This is a genomic window from Ottowia sp. VDI28, assembly GCF_049532675.1.
Classification (GTDB): Bacteria; Pseudomonadota; Gammaproteobacteria; order Burkholderiales; family Burkholderiaceae_C; genus Ottowia.
Map to the genome: position 1 here is coordinate 4,233,172 of NZ_CP149820.1, position 15,797 is coordinate 4,248,968.

Genomic DNA, 15,797 nt, shown 5'->3' on the forward strand with positions numbered 1-15,797 from the left:
AGTCATTTCACTTGGGAGGTTTTTGCAGTTGGGGCCGGTGGTGCACCTCGCCCAGTTCCGCATACAGAGGGCCGCCCAGCCGGGCGATGGGGCGCATCTTCACGCTATCGACGTGGCGCCCGTCGTACACACTGGATGAGAGGTGGAACACCAGCACTTCGCCGATGTAGAGCGTGTTGAGTCCGCGCCCCAGCGTGATGGCTTGTTCGAGCCGGCATTCCATCTGGATCGGAGAAATGGCAACGCGCGGGGGAACGACGCGTTCACTGGGAATCAGATCGATGCCCAGGGCCTCGGCCTCGCTCTCTTCGGGAAGGTAGTCGGCGGCGCTGCCGTGCATGAGCTCCATGCCCTCGAACGTGGCCACGTTGACGACAAACTCGCCCGTTTCCATGATGTTGCGGGCCGTGTCCTTGAGCTGCCCCTCCCTGCTGCCGATGTTGACGGCCACCATGGGAGGGCTGTGAGCCACGTAGTTGTATGAACTGAAAGGCGCGGCATTGACCACGCCGTTCTTGCCGCGGGTCGTAATCCAAGCCACGGGCCGCGGCACCACCGCCCCCACCAGCAGCCGGTAAGCCGTGGCGGTGTCCATGGTGGTGGCGTCCAGGGTGGTGAAGCTGGAATCGGACATCAAACCGGGTCTCTGGCTTCTCAAGCGCTGCGGCCGCAGCCCCCTTGACGAACACGCGGCGGCCGGTGTCATGGAACACCGCACGCTTTTCCTCCTCGGTCAGGAGTGCCGTGGAGTCGATGGCGCGCTGCACCATGTCCTTGTAGGTACCGGAAGATGTGCCGATATCCGAGCCCCACATGATGCGGTCAGCTCCGTATAGATCGACCGCGCGGCGCAGCACCTTGTCAGCAGGGATGCCCATTTCACGGCAGATGTCGAGGTTGATAGAGGTCCACTTGAACGAGATGTTCCGGATGGGAGACAGCGTCTCGTAACGCTCGTCCAGGCCAAAGTGCTCGCCCTCGTCCATTTCGGGTTCGAGCAGGTGATCCAGCACGATGCGCACATTGGGGTACCGCTTCGACAGCTCGATGAGCGCAGGAATGGAGGGACCGCCGCCGCCAATCGCCAGCACCTCCAGGTCCATGACCAGCCCGTATTCATTGGCAACTTCCCAAGTCTTGAGCGCCATGGGCGAGTTGAGCCAGGGCATGCTGCCATCGGGCTGGCGGCCGCCGAACAGGCGCACGCCAGCCAAGCCGTGCTTTTCGATGTAGCTGCGCACCAGCGGCGCCGTACCTGGATCTTCGGCGTCGAGGATGACCACCGCGGAGAAAGTCTGCGGATGCTTGTCCGACGAATCGAGGATGTAGCTATTGTCGTAGCGGTAGATCATGCGCTTTTGCACCGCCACCGCGCCGTCGATGTTCTCCTCTTTCATCCAGACGAGCATGCGGGACACGTCAGGCACTTCGTTGATGGGATTGGGGCCATGGTGGCCGCCGGGTTTGCCGATCACGCCGGGCAGGCGCGGTGGCGCGTTGGCTGCGCGCTGCATGGGATTGCGCGGGTAGGCTGCCTGGTCGTCGGCCACCAGATGGGCGTGGGAGTCAAACATCAGCGGGCGGGAAGAAAGGCTCATGATCTGTCCTGAATTGAAAGGCCGTTAACCGAACAGCCGTAAAGAGTTAGTTGAGAGTGACGCCGGCAGTGGAGATCACTTTCTGCCATTTCTTGGAGTCTTCGTTCATCATCTTGCGAAGCAGATCCGGCGTACCGGTATTGGCGACCGCACCGTATTGCTGAAGCTGAGCGCGGCCGTGAACCGTGCCGAGAATATTGTTGACTTCCGTATTGAGCGTCTTGATGATTTCAGGCGGCAGGCCGGCGGGCCCGACGATCGCGAACCACACCGTCGCGACCATGTCGATCCCTTGCTCTTTCGCGGTGGGGATGTTGGGCAGCCCTGGGTAACGGGCAGCGGAAGTCACGGCCAGGCCGTTCAGCTTGCCTGCGCTCAGATTGGGAATGAAAGCCGTGATCGGAGCGGACAGTGCCTGGATGCTGCCGCCCAGCAGATCCGTCATGGCGGGGGTGTCGCCCCGGTAGGGCACCGTGGTGAACTTGGTTTCGCTGACCATGGAAAGCTGCTCCAGCGCCAGATGGCCAATGGTGCCGTTGCCGGGTTGCCCCATGGAGTAGTTTTGCGGGTTGGCCTTGACCAGTTTCAGGAATTCCTTGAGGTTTTTGGCCGGCACCTTGGTGTTGCCCGCGATCACCAGCGGGATTTCACACACCAGCGCAATGGGGGTAAGGTCCTTGTCGGCATCGAACGCCATGCTCTTGTAGAGGAACTTGTTGTTCACCAACGGACCCGAGGTCGACAGGCCGATCGTGTAGCCGTCAGGCGCGGCCTTGGCCACGGCGTCGGTACCGATGTTGCCGCCGGCGCCCGCCCGGTTGTCGACAATGAACTGCTGGCCGAGTTTCTGGGACAAGCCCTGGGCGATGAGGCGCGCCACGACATCGGTACTGCCTCCAGCGGGGAATGGAACAATGACTCGCACGGGCTTGTTCGGCCAGCCGCCTTGAGCCAGCGCCGACGTGCTGACGGCAAGGCCGGTGAGCAGCGCGGCAATGGCGAATTTGAAAGTTCTACGTTGCACAGGGTTCTCCTTGAATTTGCAAAAATGAGTGCTCAACTGCTCTGGCGTGCTTGCCGCAGGCGGTCGAGAATGCCCGGCAGGCGCGCCCGGGCCTGGATGCTCAAGTCGTCATAAGCACTGTTGCCGTTCGCATCGATGGACACAGTGGCGGGTCCAAGCCTTTCGACATCCAGCGTCAGCAGCCGGAATTGCGAGATGTATTCGTTCCAGTGCGAACTGCGCACGCCCCTCAATGCACGCGAGAGCAAGGGGCTTCCGCCGCCGAGGAACGACAGATACACGCAGCCGCATTCGCGCAGCGCAGCGACGCTGTTGCTGTCCAGGCCCCCCTTGCCGCCCACCAACCGCGGGCCGAGACCGCGCACGATCTCGGGCATCCATGCGTTGTATCGCGTGCTGGTGCTCGGATTAAGGTACAGAGGTACAGACACGCCCTCTTGCTCGCGCACGTAGGTGCTGAGGTGAAAGAAAGCTCCGCCATTGAGATTCACCGGCAATTCCGCACCGCTCCGCGCAGCTTCAGCCATGCGCTTATGGGTGGGAATGCCGATACTGACGGTGACAGATCCGGTGATGGTCACCATATCGCCCACACGTAACTCGCGCAGCTCGCGCGTCTGCGCTGGCGAAAGCGGAAGATGAAGTTCATGCAAACGGCTCATCGCGCGCTCACTCGTACAACATTTCCACGCGCCCGTCGCCGTGGATTCGGGCCGCTGTGCGTCGATTGATCCAGCAGTTGAAACACACAGCGACCGGCACGAACCCGTGGCTGGCGGAATAGTCGACGTTGACCGCCATCGCGCTGGTGTCGCCACCAGTACCCATGGCGCCAAACCCCATCTCATTGATGGCGTCCAGCAGGCGTTTCTCCATGCGCGCCAGTTGCGGATCTGGTTGCGGCTTGGCGTGCGGGCGCAATACAGCCTCCTTGGCAAGGCGTGTGGCTTGATCGAAGGTGCCCCCAATGCCCACGCCCACGACGATGGGCAGGCATGGTTGCGAGCCCGCGCGCAGTACCACGTCGAGCACGTACTTTTCGACGTCTTCCTCGGTGGGATAGACAAAAGCCTCCACCGCTTCCCAGCGGCCGGTTCCCATGGCCTTGGGCGCGCAGACGATGTCCATATAGTCTGCATCGTCGATCAGGTCGAAGCTGACGATGGGAATATCCTTGCCGGCGTAGCTGCGCTCATGCGTCAGGGGATGCGTGACCATCTTGAGGATGGGCGGGTTCATATTGGCGGCGAGCTCCGCGAAGCCTTCGGTAATGGCCTGGCGCACCGGTCCCGAGAACTGAACGCGTGTACCGATCTTGATACTGTAGGTGGGAATACCGACGTCGCTGCAGACGAGTTGCCCTTTGCCTGCGGCAGAGTCCGCGCTTTCCAGCATCATGGTGAACGTGCGGCGCGCGGTATCGTTGGTTTCGGTCTGCTCTGCCCGCGCCAGGACGGCGCGCGTATCGTCAGGAATTTTCTTGAGCGAACGCTCGTAAAGAGCAGCGGTGACAGCCTTGATGGTGGCGCTATCTATCGGCATGAAAGTGGTACGCGGGTGAACGGAATCGTGTTCTTGTCAGCCCGGATCATGCGTCTACAGCCCCGTCGCCACAAGGGGAGTTTTCTTACTTTTCAATGAGTGAAATTCTTGGCGGCGAGTATTTCCGTCAAATGGCCGCCTGGTGACGGCCCGCCTGAATCAGGGCTTCGCGAAAGAATTTCAGCCTGGGGTGAGCCCCGTCTGTCCGGTAGACGAGCGCGAGAGTACCTTCGGGCAGGCTTCTTCTGAGGTGCAAGCTGGCAATCGCCTCGGGCGCTTCCACCAGCCGCAGGCATTCCTGGGGTACAGCTGCGATGCCAAGGCCTGCCGCCACGAAACGCAGGTTGGTGATGGGGTTTGACGATTCAATCAGCGGCGTTGGCGTGACATAGCCGGTCTGAGCAAACGTGTCTTCCAAAAAGCGCCGGACCCGGGAGTCGCGCGGCGGAAGAATCCAGGGCTGCTCGGCAAGCGTGGCCCAGCTGATCTGGCGCTTGCCGACCAGAGGGTTCGATACGGCAGCCACGACCGCCACCCTGGTGGGATACAGGCGCTCGAACTTCAAGCCAGCCGCCCCGGACATGTCGCTCGCAAAGCTGGTGACCAGCGCGTCGAGCTTGCCGTCCAGCAAGGCACGCTGCAGGCTGGGCACGCCGGCTTCCGTCAGTTCCACCCGTATATCGCCAGACAACCCTCTCAGGGCCGCCAGAACCTGCGGCATCAAGGAGTGCGCCACGAACGGCGGAGCACCGACGCGCAACAACATCTGGGGCGGGTGCACGCTCAGCTCGCGCGAAACGCGGTCAAGTTCGCCCAGCAGCATCTCGGCGCCATGCATGGCCAGATCGCCGGAGCGCGTGGGCTTGAGGCCGCGGGCGCCGCGCTCGAAGAGTTGCTGGCCAAAGGCCTGCTCCACTTCGTGAAGCATCTTGCTGAGCGATGGCTGCGTGAGGTGCAACACCTCGGCCGCAGCGTGCAGGCTTCCGGCTTTTCGCAAGGCGGCAAGCAGTTGAAGGTGGCGGAAGCGAAGCCGCAGCACAAGACGCCGCAGGCGCTCTTCATCTTCAGCATCAGGCAGGTTGGAAACATCCATAGCAATCACCAATAGCTATCAGTAAATAGAAATTTATCAGTTCCAGGAATCGGATGAGACGGCTACAGTGAGCATAAACCTTACTTAGGAGACAACATGAACCGACGGAATTTCTGCATGGCGGCATCCGCGCTGGCATTGCCGATGGGCTTGGCACGATCTGCCTGGGCAGCGTCGCCCTACCCCAATCGCCCAGTACGCGTGATCGTTCCCTACGCCGCAGGTGGCGGCCCGGATGTGCTGATGCGCCAAATGGCGCCTGCCCTCGGCGAAGCCCTGGGTCAGCCCATCGTCGTGGAAAACAAGGTCGGTGCGGCCGGTGTCCTGGCAGCCCAGTTCGTGGCCTCCGCGCCAGCGGACGGCTATACGCTACTGATGGGCTCGAGTACCCACCTGATCCTGAAGTTGCTGCAGCCGTCGCTCAGCTTCGATCCGCTGAAGGATTTCGCGTTCGCGGGAAAGATGTCCACCTCGCCATCGATTCTTGTAGTGCCGAGCGACTCACCCTATAAAACGGCAGCGCAACTGGCCGCCGCCGCCAAGGCCGCTCCGGGCAAGTTCAACTATGGATCAGGCGGGGTCGGCACGGGCGCCCATCTGGCCGCGTCGACTTTCGGGGCACTCAATGGACTGCAGGTCGTGCACATTCCCCTCCGGGGATCAGTGGAAATCACGGCATCCTTGCTGCGCGGCGATACCCAGTTCGCATTTCCGACCGCTGGCACTGCCGTGCCTCAGGTCAAGGGCGGCAAGCTGCGCGCGCTGGCGGTGACCAGTTCCAAGAGGCTGGCCGAACTGCCGGATGTGCCGACCTGGAAAGAACTCGCCAACGACCCGTTGACCGTACAAGAGTCGTGGTCAGGCCTCTGGGCGCCGGCCAAGACTTCGCCGGAGATCATCAGCCGCATTCACGCCGCCATCAATACGGCCTTGAAGTCGCCTGACCTGCAAGCCAAGGCGCGGGAAGGCGGCAGCGAGGTGGAAACCAGCACCAGCCCGGCGGCATTTTCGACTTTTGTGCACGCGGAGAACGGCAAGTGGGCCGAAATCATCCGCAAAGGCAACGTGACTGGAGCTTGAGACACATGACAACAAAGCTGCCTCTGGACGGAATCCGCGTTCTCGATCTTTCCCACGTGATCGCGGGGCCGATGGCATCCTTTTACCTGGCGCAACTTGGCGCCGAGGTGATCAAGATCGAAACGCCCGCTGGAGGCGATGTGATGCGCGCCAGCAAGGCTGGTCCTGGAGAGGGAGATACGCCCACCGGTTTCGTCACGCTCAACGCAGGCAAGAAATCGCTGGCGATCGACATTCGGGAATCGGAAGGCCATGAAGCCGTGCGGGCACTGGCCGCCACGGCCGACGTGTTCATCGAGAACTTCCGCCCGGGTGTGGTTGCCAAGTACGGTCTCGACTACGAAGGCATCAAGGCCGTGAAGCCGGACATCATCTACTGCTCCATCTCAGGCTACGGGCAAAGCGGGGAGTGGTCAGGACGCGGGGCTTACGACCACGTGGTTCAAGCTCTCACCGGCATGATGATGATGTCGGGCGATTCTCCGGATGCGCCGCCGTTGAAGGTGGGCTTTCCGGTCATCGACGTGGCGGCGGGCCTGCTGGGAGCGCTGTCCATCGTCTCGGCCCTTCACCAGCGCTCCCGCGATGGTATCGGCGCGCGCATAGATGCCTCGATGGTCCAGGCCTCAATGACCTTGATGTACCCCAATGCGAGCGCCTTCCTGACGCAGCGCGTGGAACCCCAGCGCGTCGGCAACCGCGGCTACACCGGCAGCCCTACGGCGGATACCTACCGCTGCAACGATGGCTGGCTGTCCACCGCGGCCAACACGCCGTCCCAGTTCCGCCGCCTGGTGGCGGTGCTGGGTCTCGAGCATCTTTGCGACAATGGCGATGCCCTTGATCTGGAGGCCTTCAACGCACCAGGAGGCGGGTTCGTGGTGCCGCGCGATCTGCCCTATTTGCGCGAGCAGTTCAATACGGCTTTTGCCCAGCGCTCCGCCCGCGACATGGAGCAGCAGCTGAACGCGGTGGGAGTTCCCGCCGCACGGGTACGCAAGCTGGGAGAATTCCTCGATGAAGTGCAAGACGGCTCACAACTGCCTCTGCCCATCCGCAGCTACTCGCAGGGCGATCGCATGGTGCGCACGCCTGGTATTGGATTCAAGAATCTTGGAGAAGACCTGGCGCCGATGACTGGCGCGCCGTCGCTGGGGCAACACACGGAAGAACTGCTTCGGGAATTGCGCGAGAAAGCCTGAGATCGTAAGCACGTTCTGAGAGCGCGTTTACGATCCAGGAGCTCTACACAGACAGCAGATCCCGAATCTCTTTGAGTTCCCGCTCCACTTGGCGGATCTGCTCGGACACGCTCTCGTCTTCCGGAGCGTCGTCCTGATCCAGCGGACTCGCGGCTGACACATTGGAATCCAGCCCATCCAGGTCAGACAGCCTGGCTTCACCCGTCCTGGCTTGCTCGCGCTCGCTCTGTGCAATCTCCTGCAGCTTGTGGCGCGCGCCATTGATGGTGAACCCCTGGTCGTACAGCAGGCTGCGGATGCGCCGGATCATCAGCACCTCATGGTGCTGGTAATAGCGCCGGTTGCCACGCCGCTTCATGGGACGCAACTGCGTGAACTCCTGTTCCCAGTAACGCAGCACGTGCGGCTTGACGCCGCACAGCTCCGCCACTTCACCAATAGTGAAGTAACGCTTTGCCGGAATGGGAGGAAGCGGTTTCTCCATGTAGGAAACGAGTATGCAGGCTGCGCGGTGGAACCTGCAAGAGTAGCGCAAGTTTCGCCAGGTTGGCTATAGACCGATCCCGAAGATGTGACTTTGTGCAGGAGAGCGTGGCTCCCCGGCACACTCCGCGCTATTGCTCGGCGTCAGATTGCACTTGCTCCTTGAGCTTTTGGCTGGCATGGAAGGTAATGACGCGGCGGGCCTCGATGGGGATCAGCTCACCCGTGCGCGGATTGCGGCCAGGGCGCGGCGCCTTGACGCGAATCTGGAAATTGCCGAAGCCCGAGAGCTTGACTTCCTCTCCCGCAATCAAACGCTGGCTGATCAGATCGAAAAACGCGTCGATCATGTCCTTCGATTCGCGCTTGTTCAGGCCGATCTGCTCAAACAGCATTTCGGCAAGCTGGGCCTTCGTCAGGGCCGATATTTCCAGGCTCTCTACCGAAAGTTCCATGAGGTCCTCGCTCCTTTCTCTTATATCTTTTTCGAAACCGGTCAAGCTCTCAGCCGTGCGCCCAATTGGCTTTGCAATGCACTCATCACCGATTGCGTGACGGCTTCGATGCGTTCATCGGTCAGCGTGGCGTCGGTGCTGTTCAGAGTCAACCGCACAGCCAGGCTCTTCTCGCCCGCCTCCAGGCCAACGGCCGATCCCGCTTCGGGCTTGGGACGGTAGATATCGAACAGTACCGCATCGCGCAGCAGTCCGTCAGTAGGGGCATTCCAGATGGCCTGCATGAGCTGGGTGTGCGTCACGCTCTCGCGGACCACCACAGCCAGATCGCGCTCGGCTGGCTGCTGGCGCGACACGGCCTGGGCCTGCGGCAGCTCGCGGGCCAGCACGGCTTCCAGATCCAGCTCGAACAGAACGGGCGCCTGCTGCAGTTCCCAGCTCTGGCGCCAGCGCGGATGCAGCTCGCCCACGAAGCCGATGGGCTTGCCGTCGATCAGCACCGCAGCCGAGCGGCCTGGGTGCAGCGCCGGGTGAGAAGCAGGCTCGAAACTCGCCTGCCGGGGAGCCAGCAGCGCTTCGACATCGCCTTTCACGTCATAGAAATCGACTGGCACCTGCCGGCCTCCCCAGCCTTGGCGGCTCGCGGCGCCATAGGCCACCGCAGCCACGCGCAAGGGCTGGCGGATGCCTTGCACGGTGGTATCGGTGCTCTTGACCGAAGCATCGCGCATGAAAGCGCGGCCGATCTCGAACGCACGTACCCGGTCGGCACGGCGGTTGGTGTTGTGCTTGACCACCTGCAGCAGGGAGCCGATGAGGGATGAGCGCATGACGCTCATCTGGCTGGCGATGGGGTTGAGCAGACGGATCGGGTCCGTGTTGCCTGCCAGATCCCGTTCCCAGCTCTCTTCCACAAAGCTGAAATTGATGGTTTCAAGATAACCGAGCCCGGCCAGCGCGCGCCGCACAGCGAACGGACCGCGCCTGGATTCCGAGCGGACGCGAGGAACAATGGGTGCCAGCGGCGCGGTGGTCGGCAACTGCTGGTAGCCGATCAGGCGCGCGACTTCCTCGATCAGATCTTCTTCTATGCGCAGATCGAACCGGTAGGCCGGTGGCATGACGGTGACTGTGCCCTCGCCCTCCTTCAGCGGCAAGCCGAGGCGGCCAAGGGCTTGGGCGCACTGCGCCTGTGTGAGCGGCATGCCGATCACCTTGGCCGCGCGGGCCACGCGCAGCGTGACAGGCTCCGGCGCGGGCATGTTCGGCTGCTGATCGTCCACCGGGCCGCACACGGTGCCTGGTGTGCCGCAGATATCGATGATGAGCTGGCTGATGCGCTCGATATGGGCCGCCGTGAGCTCAGGATCGACGCCACGCTCGAAGCGGTGCCCGGCATCGGTACTGAAATTGAAGCGGCGGGAGCGGCCTGCCACGGCGTCGGGCCACCAGAATGCGGCTTCGACATAGACGTTTTGCGTATCGTCGGAAACGGCGGTGGCATCGCCGCCCATGATGCCCGCCAGCGATTCGACCTCGCGCTCGTCGGCGATGACGCCCACGGTTTCATCGAGCGTGACCGTGTTGCCGTTCAGCAGCTTGAGCTGTTCGCCGGCCTTGCCCCAGCGCACGTCGAGGCCGCCATGGATCTTGTCGAGATCGAAGATATGCGTGGGACGGCCATACTCGAACATCACGTAGTTGGAGATGTCGACCAGCGCGGTCACGCTGCGCTGGCCGCAGCGCGCGAGGCGATCGACCATCCACTGCGGCGTGGCGGCCTTGGTGTTGACGTTGCGGATGACGCGGCCCGAGAAGCGTCCGCACAGATCAGGGGCGCTGATCTTGATCGGCAGGACCTCGGCCGACCCCGCGGCCACCGGCGGATATTCGGGCGTGGTCAGCGGGGTGCCGGTGATGGCGGAGACCTCGCGGGCGATGCCATACACACTGAGGGCATGGCCCAGGTTGGGCGTGAGCTTGAGCGTGAACAGAGCCTCATCGAGGGCCAGCACCTGGCGGATGTCGGCGCCCACCGGGGTATCGGCCGGCAGTTCCAGAAGGCCGCCATGGTCTTCGGAAAGCTTCAGCTCCCGCGCCGAGCACAGCATGCCCTGGCTTTCCACCCCACGCAGCTTGCCCATCTTGATGACGAAAGGCTTGCCGTCGTCGCCCGGAGGCAGCTCGGCCCCCACCAGCGCGCAGGGCACCTTGATACCCACACGCGCATTCGGCGCGCCGCAAACGATGTTCAGCAAGGCGCCCTGCCCCGCATCGACCTGGCATACGCGCAGGCGATCGGCGTTCGGGTGCTGTTCGGCTTGTTTGATTTCGCCGACCACGATCTTGGAAAACGGCGGCGCGACGGCGCCGATTTCCTCGACTTCCAGCCCGGCCATGGTGAGGGCATCGGCCAATTGCTGGGTGGAAAGGGGCGGATTGCAGAATTCGCGCAACCAGGATTCAGGGAACTGCATAAAAACTCTCAGTAAAAGCCGATCGGATCATTTCCCGTCATTCCCGCGCAGGCGGGAATCCAGGGGTTTTCCGAGGGCGGGACTGGATCCCCGCCTGCGCGGGGATGACGGTCATTTTTGTCAGTATTGGTCTCAAAACAATCTAGCTGAACTGGCGCAGGAAGCGCACGTCGCCTTCGAAGAACAGGCGCAGATCGTTCACGCCGTACCGCAGCATGGCCAGCCGGTCGATGCCGGAGCCGAAGGCGAAGCCGATGAAGCGCTCGGGATCAAGGCCCATGTTGCGCACCACCTTGGGATGCACCTGGCCGGAGCCGGAGACTTCCAGCCATCTGCCGGCCAAGGGACCGCTCTGGAACTGGATATCGATCTCGGCGCTGGGCTCGGTGAATGGGAAATAGCTCGGCCGGAAACGCAGGATCAGATCGTCGGTTTCGAAGAACGCCTTGCAGAAATTGAGATACGTGACCTTCAGATCCTTGAAGCTCACGTTCTCGCCCAGCCACAGGCCTTCAACCTGATGAAACATGGGCGAATGGGTGGCGTCGTTGTCGACCCGGTAGGTGCGGCCCGGTGCGATGACGCGGATTTCGCTCATCTCGCCGCGCGCCAGGCGCTCCGCGTTCGCCCTGGCGTGCGCCGCCGCGTAGCGGATCTGCATGGGGCTGGTATGCGTGCGCAGGCAATAGGGCTGGCCGTCGGCATCGCTCATGTCGACGTAGAAAGTGTCCTGCATCGAACGCGCAGGGTGGTTCGGCGGGTTGTTGAGCGCGGTGAAGTTGAACCAGTCGCTCTCGATCTCGGGGCCGTCGGCGACGTCGAACCCCATGCTGCCGAAAATGGCTTCGATACGCTCCCATGCCAGCGAGATGGGATGCAGCCCCCCGGTGCCGCGCTGGCGGCCAGGCAAGGTGACATCCAACGCTTCCGCGCGCAGTTGGCGGTCGAGATCTGCATCCTGCATGGCCTGGCGCCGGGCATTCAGTGCGCCTTCCACCGCCTGTTTGGCCACGTTAATGGCGGCGCCGCGCGCTTTCTTCTCTTCCACGGGAAGCGCCCCCAGCCCCTTCATCAGTTCGGTGAGGCGGCCAGTCTTGCCCAGGTAAAGCGCCTTCGCGTTTTCCAGATCGGCGGGCGTGCCAGCCTCGCCAAAGGCCTTGCGTGCGCTTTCGACCAGCGTATCGAGTTCATTGGCGGCGGAAACGGGAGCATTCATGGCGAGCGGGATACAACGGTGAAATGAAAAAGGGATTGAAGCCGGTCTGGCCTCAACCCCTTGGGCAATCTGCGAACAGGTACAGGCTACTGGAACCTATTCGCAGAGAGGTCTTCAGGCAGCCAGCTTGGCCTTGGCCTGCTCCACGATGCCGGCAAAAGCCGCCTTGTCATGCACAGCGATGTCAGCGAGAACCTTGCGATCGATTTCGATGCCGGCCTTGCGGATACCGTTGGCAAACTGGCTGTAGGTCATGCCGCATTCACGCGCAGCGGCGTTGATACGGGCAATCCACAACTGACGGAACACGCGCTTCTTGGTACGGCGGTCACGGTAAGCGTATTGACCGGCCTTCATCACCGCCTGTTTGGCGACGCGATAGACGTTACCGCGGCGACCGCGGAAACCCTTTGCAAGGGCGAGGACTTTCTTATGGCGAGCGCGGGCTGTTACACCACGTTTGACGCGAGGCATGTATGTTCTCCTTGTTCGTCAGTTGATCAAAGGCCGGCGAACGGCAGCATCTGTGCCATGTGACCCATGTTGGTCTCATGCACATTCACCGCACCACGCAGGTGGCGTTTGTTCTTGGTGGTCTTCTTGGTCAGAATGTGACGCTTGAAGGCTTGACCGCGCTTGACGGTACCACCGGGACGAACGCGAAAACGTTTCTTCGCGCTGCTCTTGGTTTTCATTTTGGGCATTTGAATGCTCACTCTTCAATTGTGCTCGTGAGGCGTCTGCAAACTGCTTGCAGCCTTGTTGGCCCCGAGACACTTTTTATTGCCGGCCTTTCAGCCAGCTTGTCTGCCGGCGCGCTCCCCTTCAGCGAAGCGGAGCGCGCCGGCAAATTCTTTTCCGGCCTGCCCTCAACCCGGCAGACCCCGTTTTCAACTACACCTCAACAACCCATCAGTTCGCTGTGGGCGCTGCAGCGGGCTGCCCGGCCGGAGCAGCTGCTCCCGGCTTGGCCGCGGTGCCGCCGCCTGGCTTCTTGCGCGCCGGCGCCAGCATCATGATCATCTGGCGGCCTTCCAGCTTGGGGAACTGCTCCACCATGATCTGATCGGCCAGTTCATCACGGATGCGGTTGAGCAGGGCCATACCCAATTCCTGGTGGGTGATCTCGCGGCCGCGGAAGCGGAGCGTGACCTTGACCTTGTCGCCATCCGCCAGGAACCGGCGGATGTTGCGCATCTTGATGTTGTAGTCGCCGTCGTCAGTACCTGGGCGGAATTTGACTTCCTTGATTTCGATGACCGTCTGCTTGGCCTTGGCTTCAGCGGCTTTCTTCTGCTCGAGATACTTGAATTTGCCGTAATCCATCAGGCGGCAAACCGGCGGGTTGGCGTTGGCAACGACTTCGACCAGGTCGACATCGTATTCGCCAGCCAGGCGCAGGGCCTCCTGGATGGGCACTACGCCCAACGGTTCATTGTCCGGCCCATTGAGGCGAACCTCAGGGGCCATGATTTCTCGATTCAGACGATGCGCGCGCTCCTCCCGTTGGCGGCGGTCACGAAAATTGGTAGCTATGGCAAAAATCCTTAATACAAAATGCTACGTATACCGTAGCGATAGCCGCACATTACACGCGAGCCAGAGCTTGTTTCAACCAGAAAATCAGGCTTTGGAGGCGATGTCTCCGGCAATGCGCTGAGTGAACGCATCGAGGGACATCACGCCGAGGTCTACATTGCCCCGGGCGCGCACTGCGACGGCGCCGGCTTCCCGCTCCTTGTCTCCCACGACAAGGATATAGGGTAGCTTTTGCAACGAATGCTCGCGTATTTTATACGTGATCTTCTCGTTGCGCAGATCGGTCTGTACCCTAAACCCTTGATTGCGCAGCGTTTTAGCCACGGTTTCGACATAATCGGCCTGCGCGTCGGTGATATTGAGGACCGCTACCTGCACCGGCGCCAGCCATACTGGCAGTGCACCAGCGTGGTGCTCGATCAGCATGCCGATGAAGCGCTCCAGGCTGCCCACGATGGCCCGGTGCAGCATGATCGGGCGGTGGCGCGCGCCGTCTTCGCCCACATATTCGGCATCGAGGCGCTCGGGCATGTTGGGATCGACCTGCATGGTGCCGCACTGCCATTCACGGCCGAGAGCGTCCTTCAGGGTGTATTCGATCTTCGGGCCGTAGAAGGCGCCCTCGCCCGGGCTGATTTCGAACTCGCACCCGGAAGCGCGCAGGCCCGCTTTCAGCGCCTCTTCGGCCTGATCCCAGCTTTCCTCGGTACCGATGCGCTGATCGGGCCGTGTGGCGACCTTGTAGATGATTTCAGTGAAACCGAAATCCTTGTACACCTTCTGCAGCAGCGTGGTGTAGGCCGTGCATTCGGCCTGGATCTGCTCGGGCGTGCAGAAGATATGGCCGTCATCCTGCGTGAAGCCGCGCACGCGCATGATGCCGTGCAGGCCACCGCTGGGCTCGTTGCGGTGGCAGTTGCCGAACTCACCGTAGCGCAACGGAAGATCGCGGTAGCTTTTAACCCCCTGCTTGAAAATCAGGATATGGCCCGGGCAGTTCATCGGCTTGAGCGCGTAATCGCGCTTTTCCGACTCGGTGACGAACATGTTATCGCGGTATTTGTCCCAGTGGCCGGTTTTCTCCCACAGGGTCTTGTCCAGGATCTGCGGCCCTTTGACCTCCTGGTAGCCGTTGTCGTTGTAGACACGGCGCATGTACTGCTCCACCTGCTGCCAGAGTGTCCAGCCTTTGGGATGCCAGAACACAGTGCCGGGCGAATGCTCGTCGATATGGAAGAGATCGAGCTCCTTGCCGAGCTTGCGGTGATCGCGCTTTTCGGCTTCTTCCAGCATGCGCAGGTAGTTCTGCAGTTCATCCTTGGTCGCCCAGGCGGTGCCGTAGATGCGCTGCAGCATTTCATTGCGGTGATCGCCACGCCAGTAGGCGCCGGCCACTTTCATCAGCTTGAAGTGCTTGAGTTTGCCAGTGGAGGGCACGTGGGGGCCGCGGCACAGGTCTTCGAAAGCGCCTTCGCGGTACAACGATACATCCTCGTTGCTGGGGATGCTGGCAATGATCTCGGCCTTGTACTGCTCGCCGAGACCCTTGAAGTAAGCCACGGCTTCGTCGCGCGGCAGCACGCGGCGCACCACTGGCTCGTCCTTGGAAGCCAGTTCGGTCATCTTCTTCTCGATGGCCACCAGGTCCTCGGGCGTGAAGGGGCGCTTGTACGAGAAGTCGTAGAAGAATCCGTTGTCGATCACCGGGCCAATAGTGACCTGGGCCTCGGGGTAAAGCTCTTTCACCGCATAGGCCAACAGGTGGGCGGTGGAGTGGCGGATCACTTCCAGGCCGTCGGCATCCTTGGCCGTGACGATCGACAGGGGGCTGTCCTCCGTGATCTGGTAGCTCGTGTCAACCACCTTGCCGTCGATCTTGCCGGCCAGCGCCGCTTTGGCGAGGCCGGAACCGATCGAGGCGGCCACCTCAGCCACCGTCACCGGGCCGGGAAACTCGCGCTGGGAACCATCGGGAAGCGTAATGTGAATCATGTGGGTAATCCTTCAAAGAAAAAATCGCCCCCACGCTACCCCGCTTCGCGAGGTCCGCTGCCCCCAAGGGGGCGTCTTTTATCTTGGGGGCGGCCC

General features: G+C 61.9%; 15 protein-coding genes and 1 pseudogene. 2 read left to right on the plus strand and 14 right to left on the minus strand.

Annotation, left to right across the window (positions count from 1 at the left end):
- Window positions 1-7 precede the first annotated feature (7 nt).
- The 6 genes and pseudogenes from WJU18_RS20140 to WJU18_RS20165 form a co-directional block, all read right to left on the minus strand.
- Window positions 8-706, minus strand: coding sequence for a flavin reductase family protein (locus WJU18_RS20140; RefSeq protein WP_423461053.1), 699 nt, complete (start codon window positions 704-706; stop codon window positions 8-10).
- A pseudogene (locus WJU18_RS20145) lies at window positions 696-1,598 on the minus strand (amidohydrolase family protein); the annotation flags it as partial. The gene WJU18_RS20140 and the pseudogene WJU18_RS20145, both read right to left, overlap by 11 nt.
- 46 nt (window positions 1,599-1,644) lie before the next feature.
- A complete protein-coding gene (locus WJU18_RS20150) occupies window positions 1,645-2,622 on the minus strand; it encodes a Bug family tripartite tricarboxylate transporter substrate binding protein (RefSeq protein ID WP_423455125.1) in 978 nt (325 codons plus the stop codon).
- Between the two features lie 32 nt (window positions 2,623-2,654).
- On the minus strand, window positions 2,655-3,284 hold the full coding sequence (locus WJU18_RS20155; protein ID WP_423455127.1) for a fumarate hydratase C-terminal domain-containing protein: 630 nt from the start codon (window positions 3,282-3,284) through the stop codon (window positions 2,655-2,657).
- A 7-nt stretch (window positions 3,285-3,291) separates the two neighbouring features.
- Window positions 3,292-4,164, minus strand: a complete 873-nt coding sequence (locus tag WJU18_RS20160; RefSeq protein WP_423455128.1) for a fumarate hydratase — start codon at window positions 4,162-4,164, stop codon at window positions 3,292-3,294.
- A 127-nt stretch (window positions 4,165-4,291) separates the two neighbouring features.
- Entirely contained in the window at window positions 4,292-5,257 is a 966-nt protein-coding gene (locus tag WJU18_RS20165; protein ID WP_423455130.1) for a LysR family transcriptional regulator, read from the minus strand.
- A gap of 96 nt (window positions 5,258-5,353) precedes the next feature.
- Here WJU18_RS20165 and WJU18_RS20170 point away from each other — a divergent pair, with 96 nt between their 5' ends.
- Together WJU18_RS20170 and WJU18_RS20175 are read left to right on the plus strand one after the other, a co-directional pair.
- Window positions 5,354-6,337: a Bug family tripartite tricarboxylate transporter substrate binding protein gene (locus WJU18_RS20170; protein ID WP_423455132.1), complete on the plus strand. Its 984-nt coding sequence runs from the start codon at window positions 5,354-5,356 to the stop codon at window positions 6,335-6,337.
- 5 nt (window positions 6,338-6,342) lie between these two features.
- On the plus strand, window positions 6,343-7,539 hold the full coding sequence (locus WJU18_RS20175; RefSeq protein WP_423455133.1) for a CaiB/BaiF CoA transferase family protein: 1,197 nt from the start codon (window positions 6,343-6,345) through the stop codon (window positions 7,537-7,539).
- Between the two features lie 43 nt (window positions 7,540-7,582).
- Here the strand turns inward: WJU18_RS20175 and WJU18_RS20180 are convergent, their stop codons facing one another.
- The 8 genes from WJU18_RS20180 to thrS all read right to left on the minus strand — a co-directional run bounded on the left by WJU18_RS20180 (window position 7,583) and on the right by thrS (window position 15,701).
- Window positions 7,583-8,023: a MerR family transcriptional regulator gene (locus tag WJU18_RS20180; protein WP_423455135.1), complete on the minus strand. Its 441-nt coding sequence runs from the start codon at window positions 8,021-8,023 to the stop codon at window positions 7,583-7,585.
- A gap of 130 nt (window positions 8,024-8,153) precedes the next feature.
- Window positions 8,154-8,477, minus strand: coding sequence for an integration host factor subunit alpha (locus WJU18_RS20185; RefSeq protein ID WP_423455136.1), 324 nt, complete (start codon window positions 8,475-8,477; stop codon window positions 8,154-8,156).
- Window positions 8,478-8,518: 41 nt separating this feature from the next.
- A complete protein-coding gene (gene pheT / locus WJU18_RS20190) occupies window positions 8,519-10,954 on the minus strand; it encodes a phenylalanine--tRNA ligase subunit beta (protein ID WP_423455138.1) in 2,436 nt (811 codons plus the stop codon).
- Window positions 10,955-11,096: 142 nt separating this feature from the next.
- The gene (pheS, locus tag WJU18_RS20195; RefSeq protein WP_423455140.1) at window positions 11,097-12,170 is read right to left on the minus strand and encodes a phenylalanine--tRNA ligase subunit alpha; all 1,074 of its coding nucleotides are present in this window, start codon (window positions 12,168-12,170) and stop codon (window positions 11,097-11,099) included.
- A 114-nt stretch (window positions 12,171-12,284) separates the two neighbouring features.
- Window positions 12,285-12,644 carry a 50S ribosomal protein L20 gene (gene rplT / locus WJU18_RS20200; RefSeq protein WP_354442904.1) on the minus strand — a complete coding sequence of 120 codons (360 nt, stop codon included), beginning with the start codon at window positions 12,642-12,644 and terminating at the stop codon, window positions 12,285-12,287.
- Between the two features lie 26 nt (window positions 12,645-12,670).
- A complete protein-coding gene (rpmI, locus tag WJU18_RS20205) occupies window positions 12,671-12,874 on the minus strand; it encodes a 50S ribosomal protein L35 (RefSeq protein ID WP_009517525.1) in 204 nt (67 codons plus the stop codon).
- Window positions 12,875-13,082: 208 nt separating this feature from the next.
- Window positions 13,083-13,715, minus strand: a complete 633-nt coding sequence (gene infC / locus WJU18_RS20210; RefSeq protein ID WP_423461054.1) for a translation initiation factor IF-3 — start codon at window positions 13,713-13,715, stop codon at window positions 13,083-13,085.
- 78 nt (window positions 13,716-13,793) lie between these two features.
- Window positions 13,794-15,701 (minus strand): threonine--tRNA ligase, encoded by a 1,908-nt coding sequence (gene thrS / locus WJU18_RS20215; protein WP_423455141.1) that lies wholly within the window; start codon window positions 15,699-15,701, stop codon window positions 13,794-13,796.
- Window positions 15,702-15,797 lie beyond the last annotated feature (96 nt).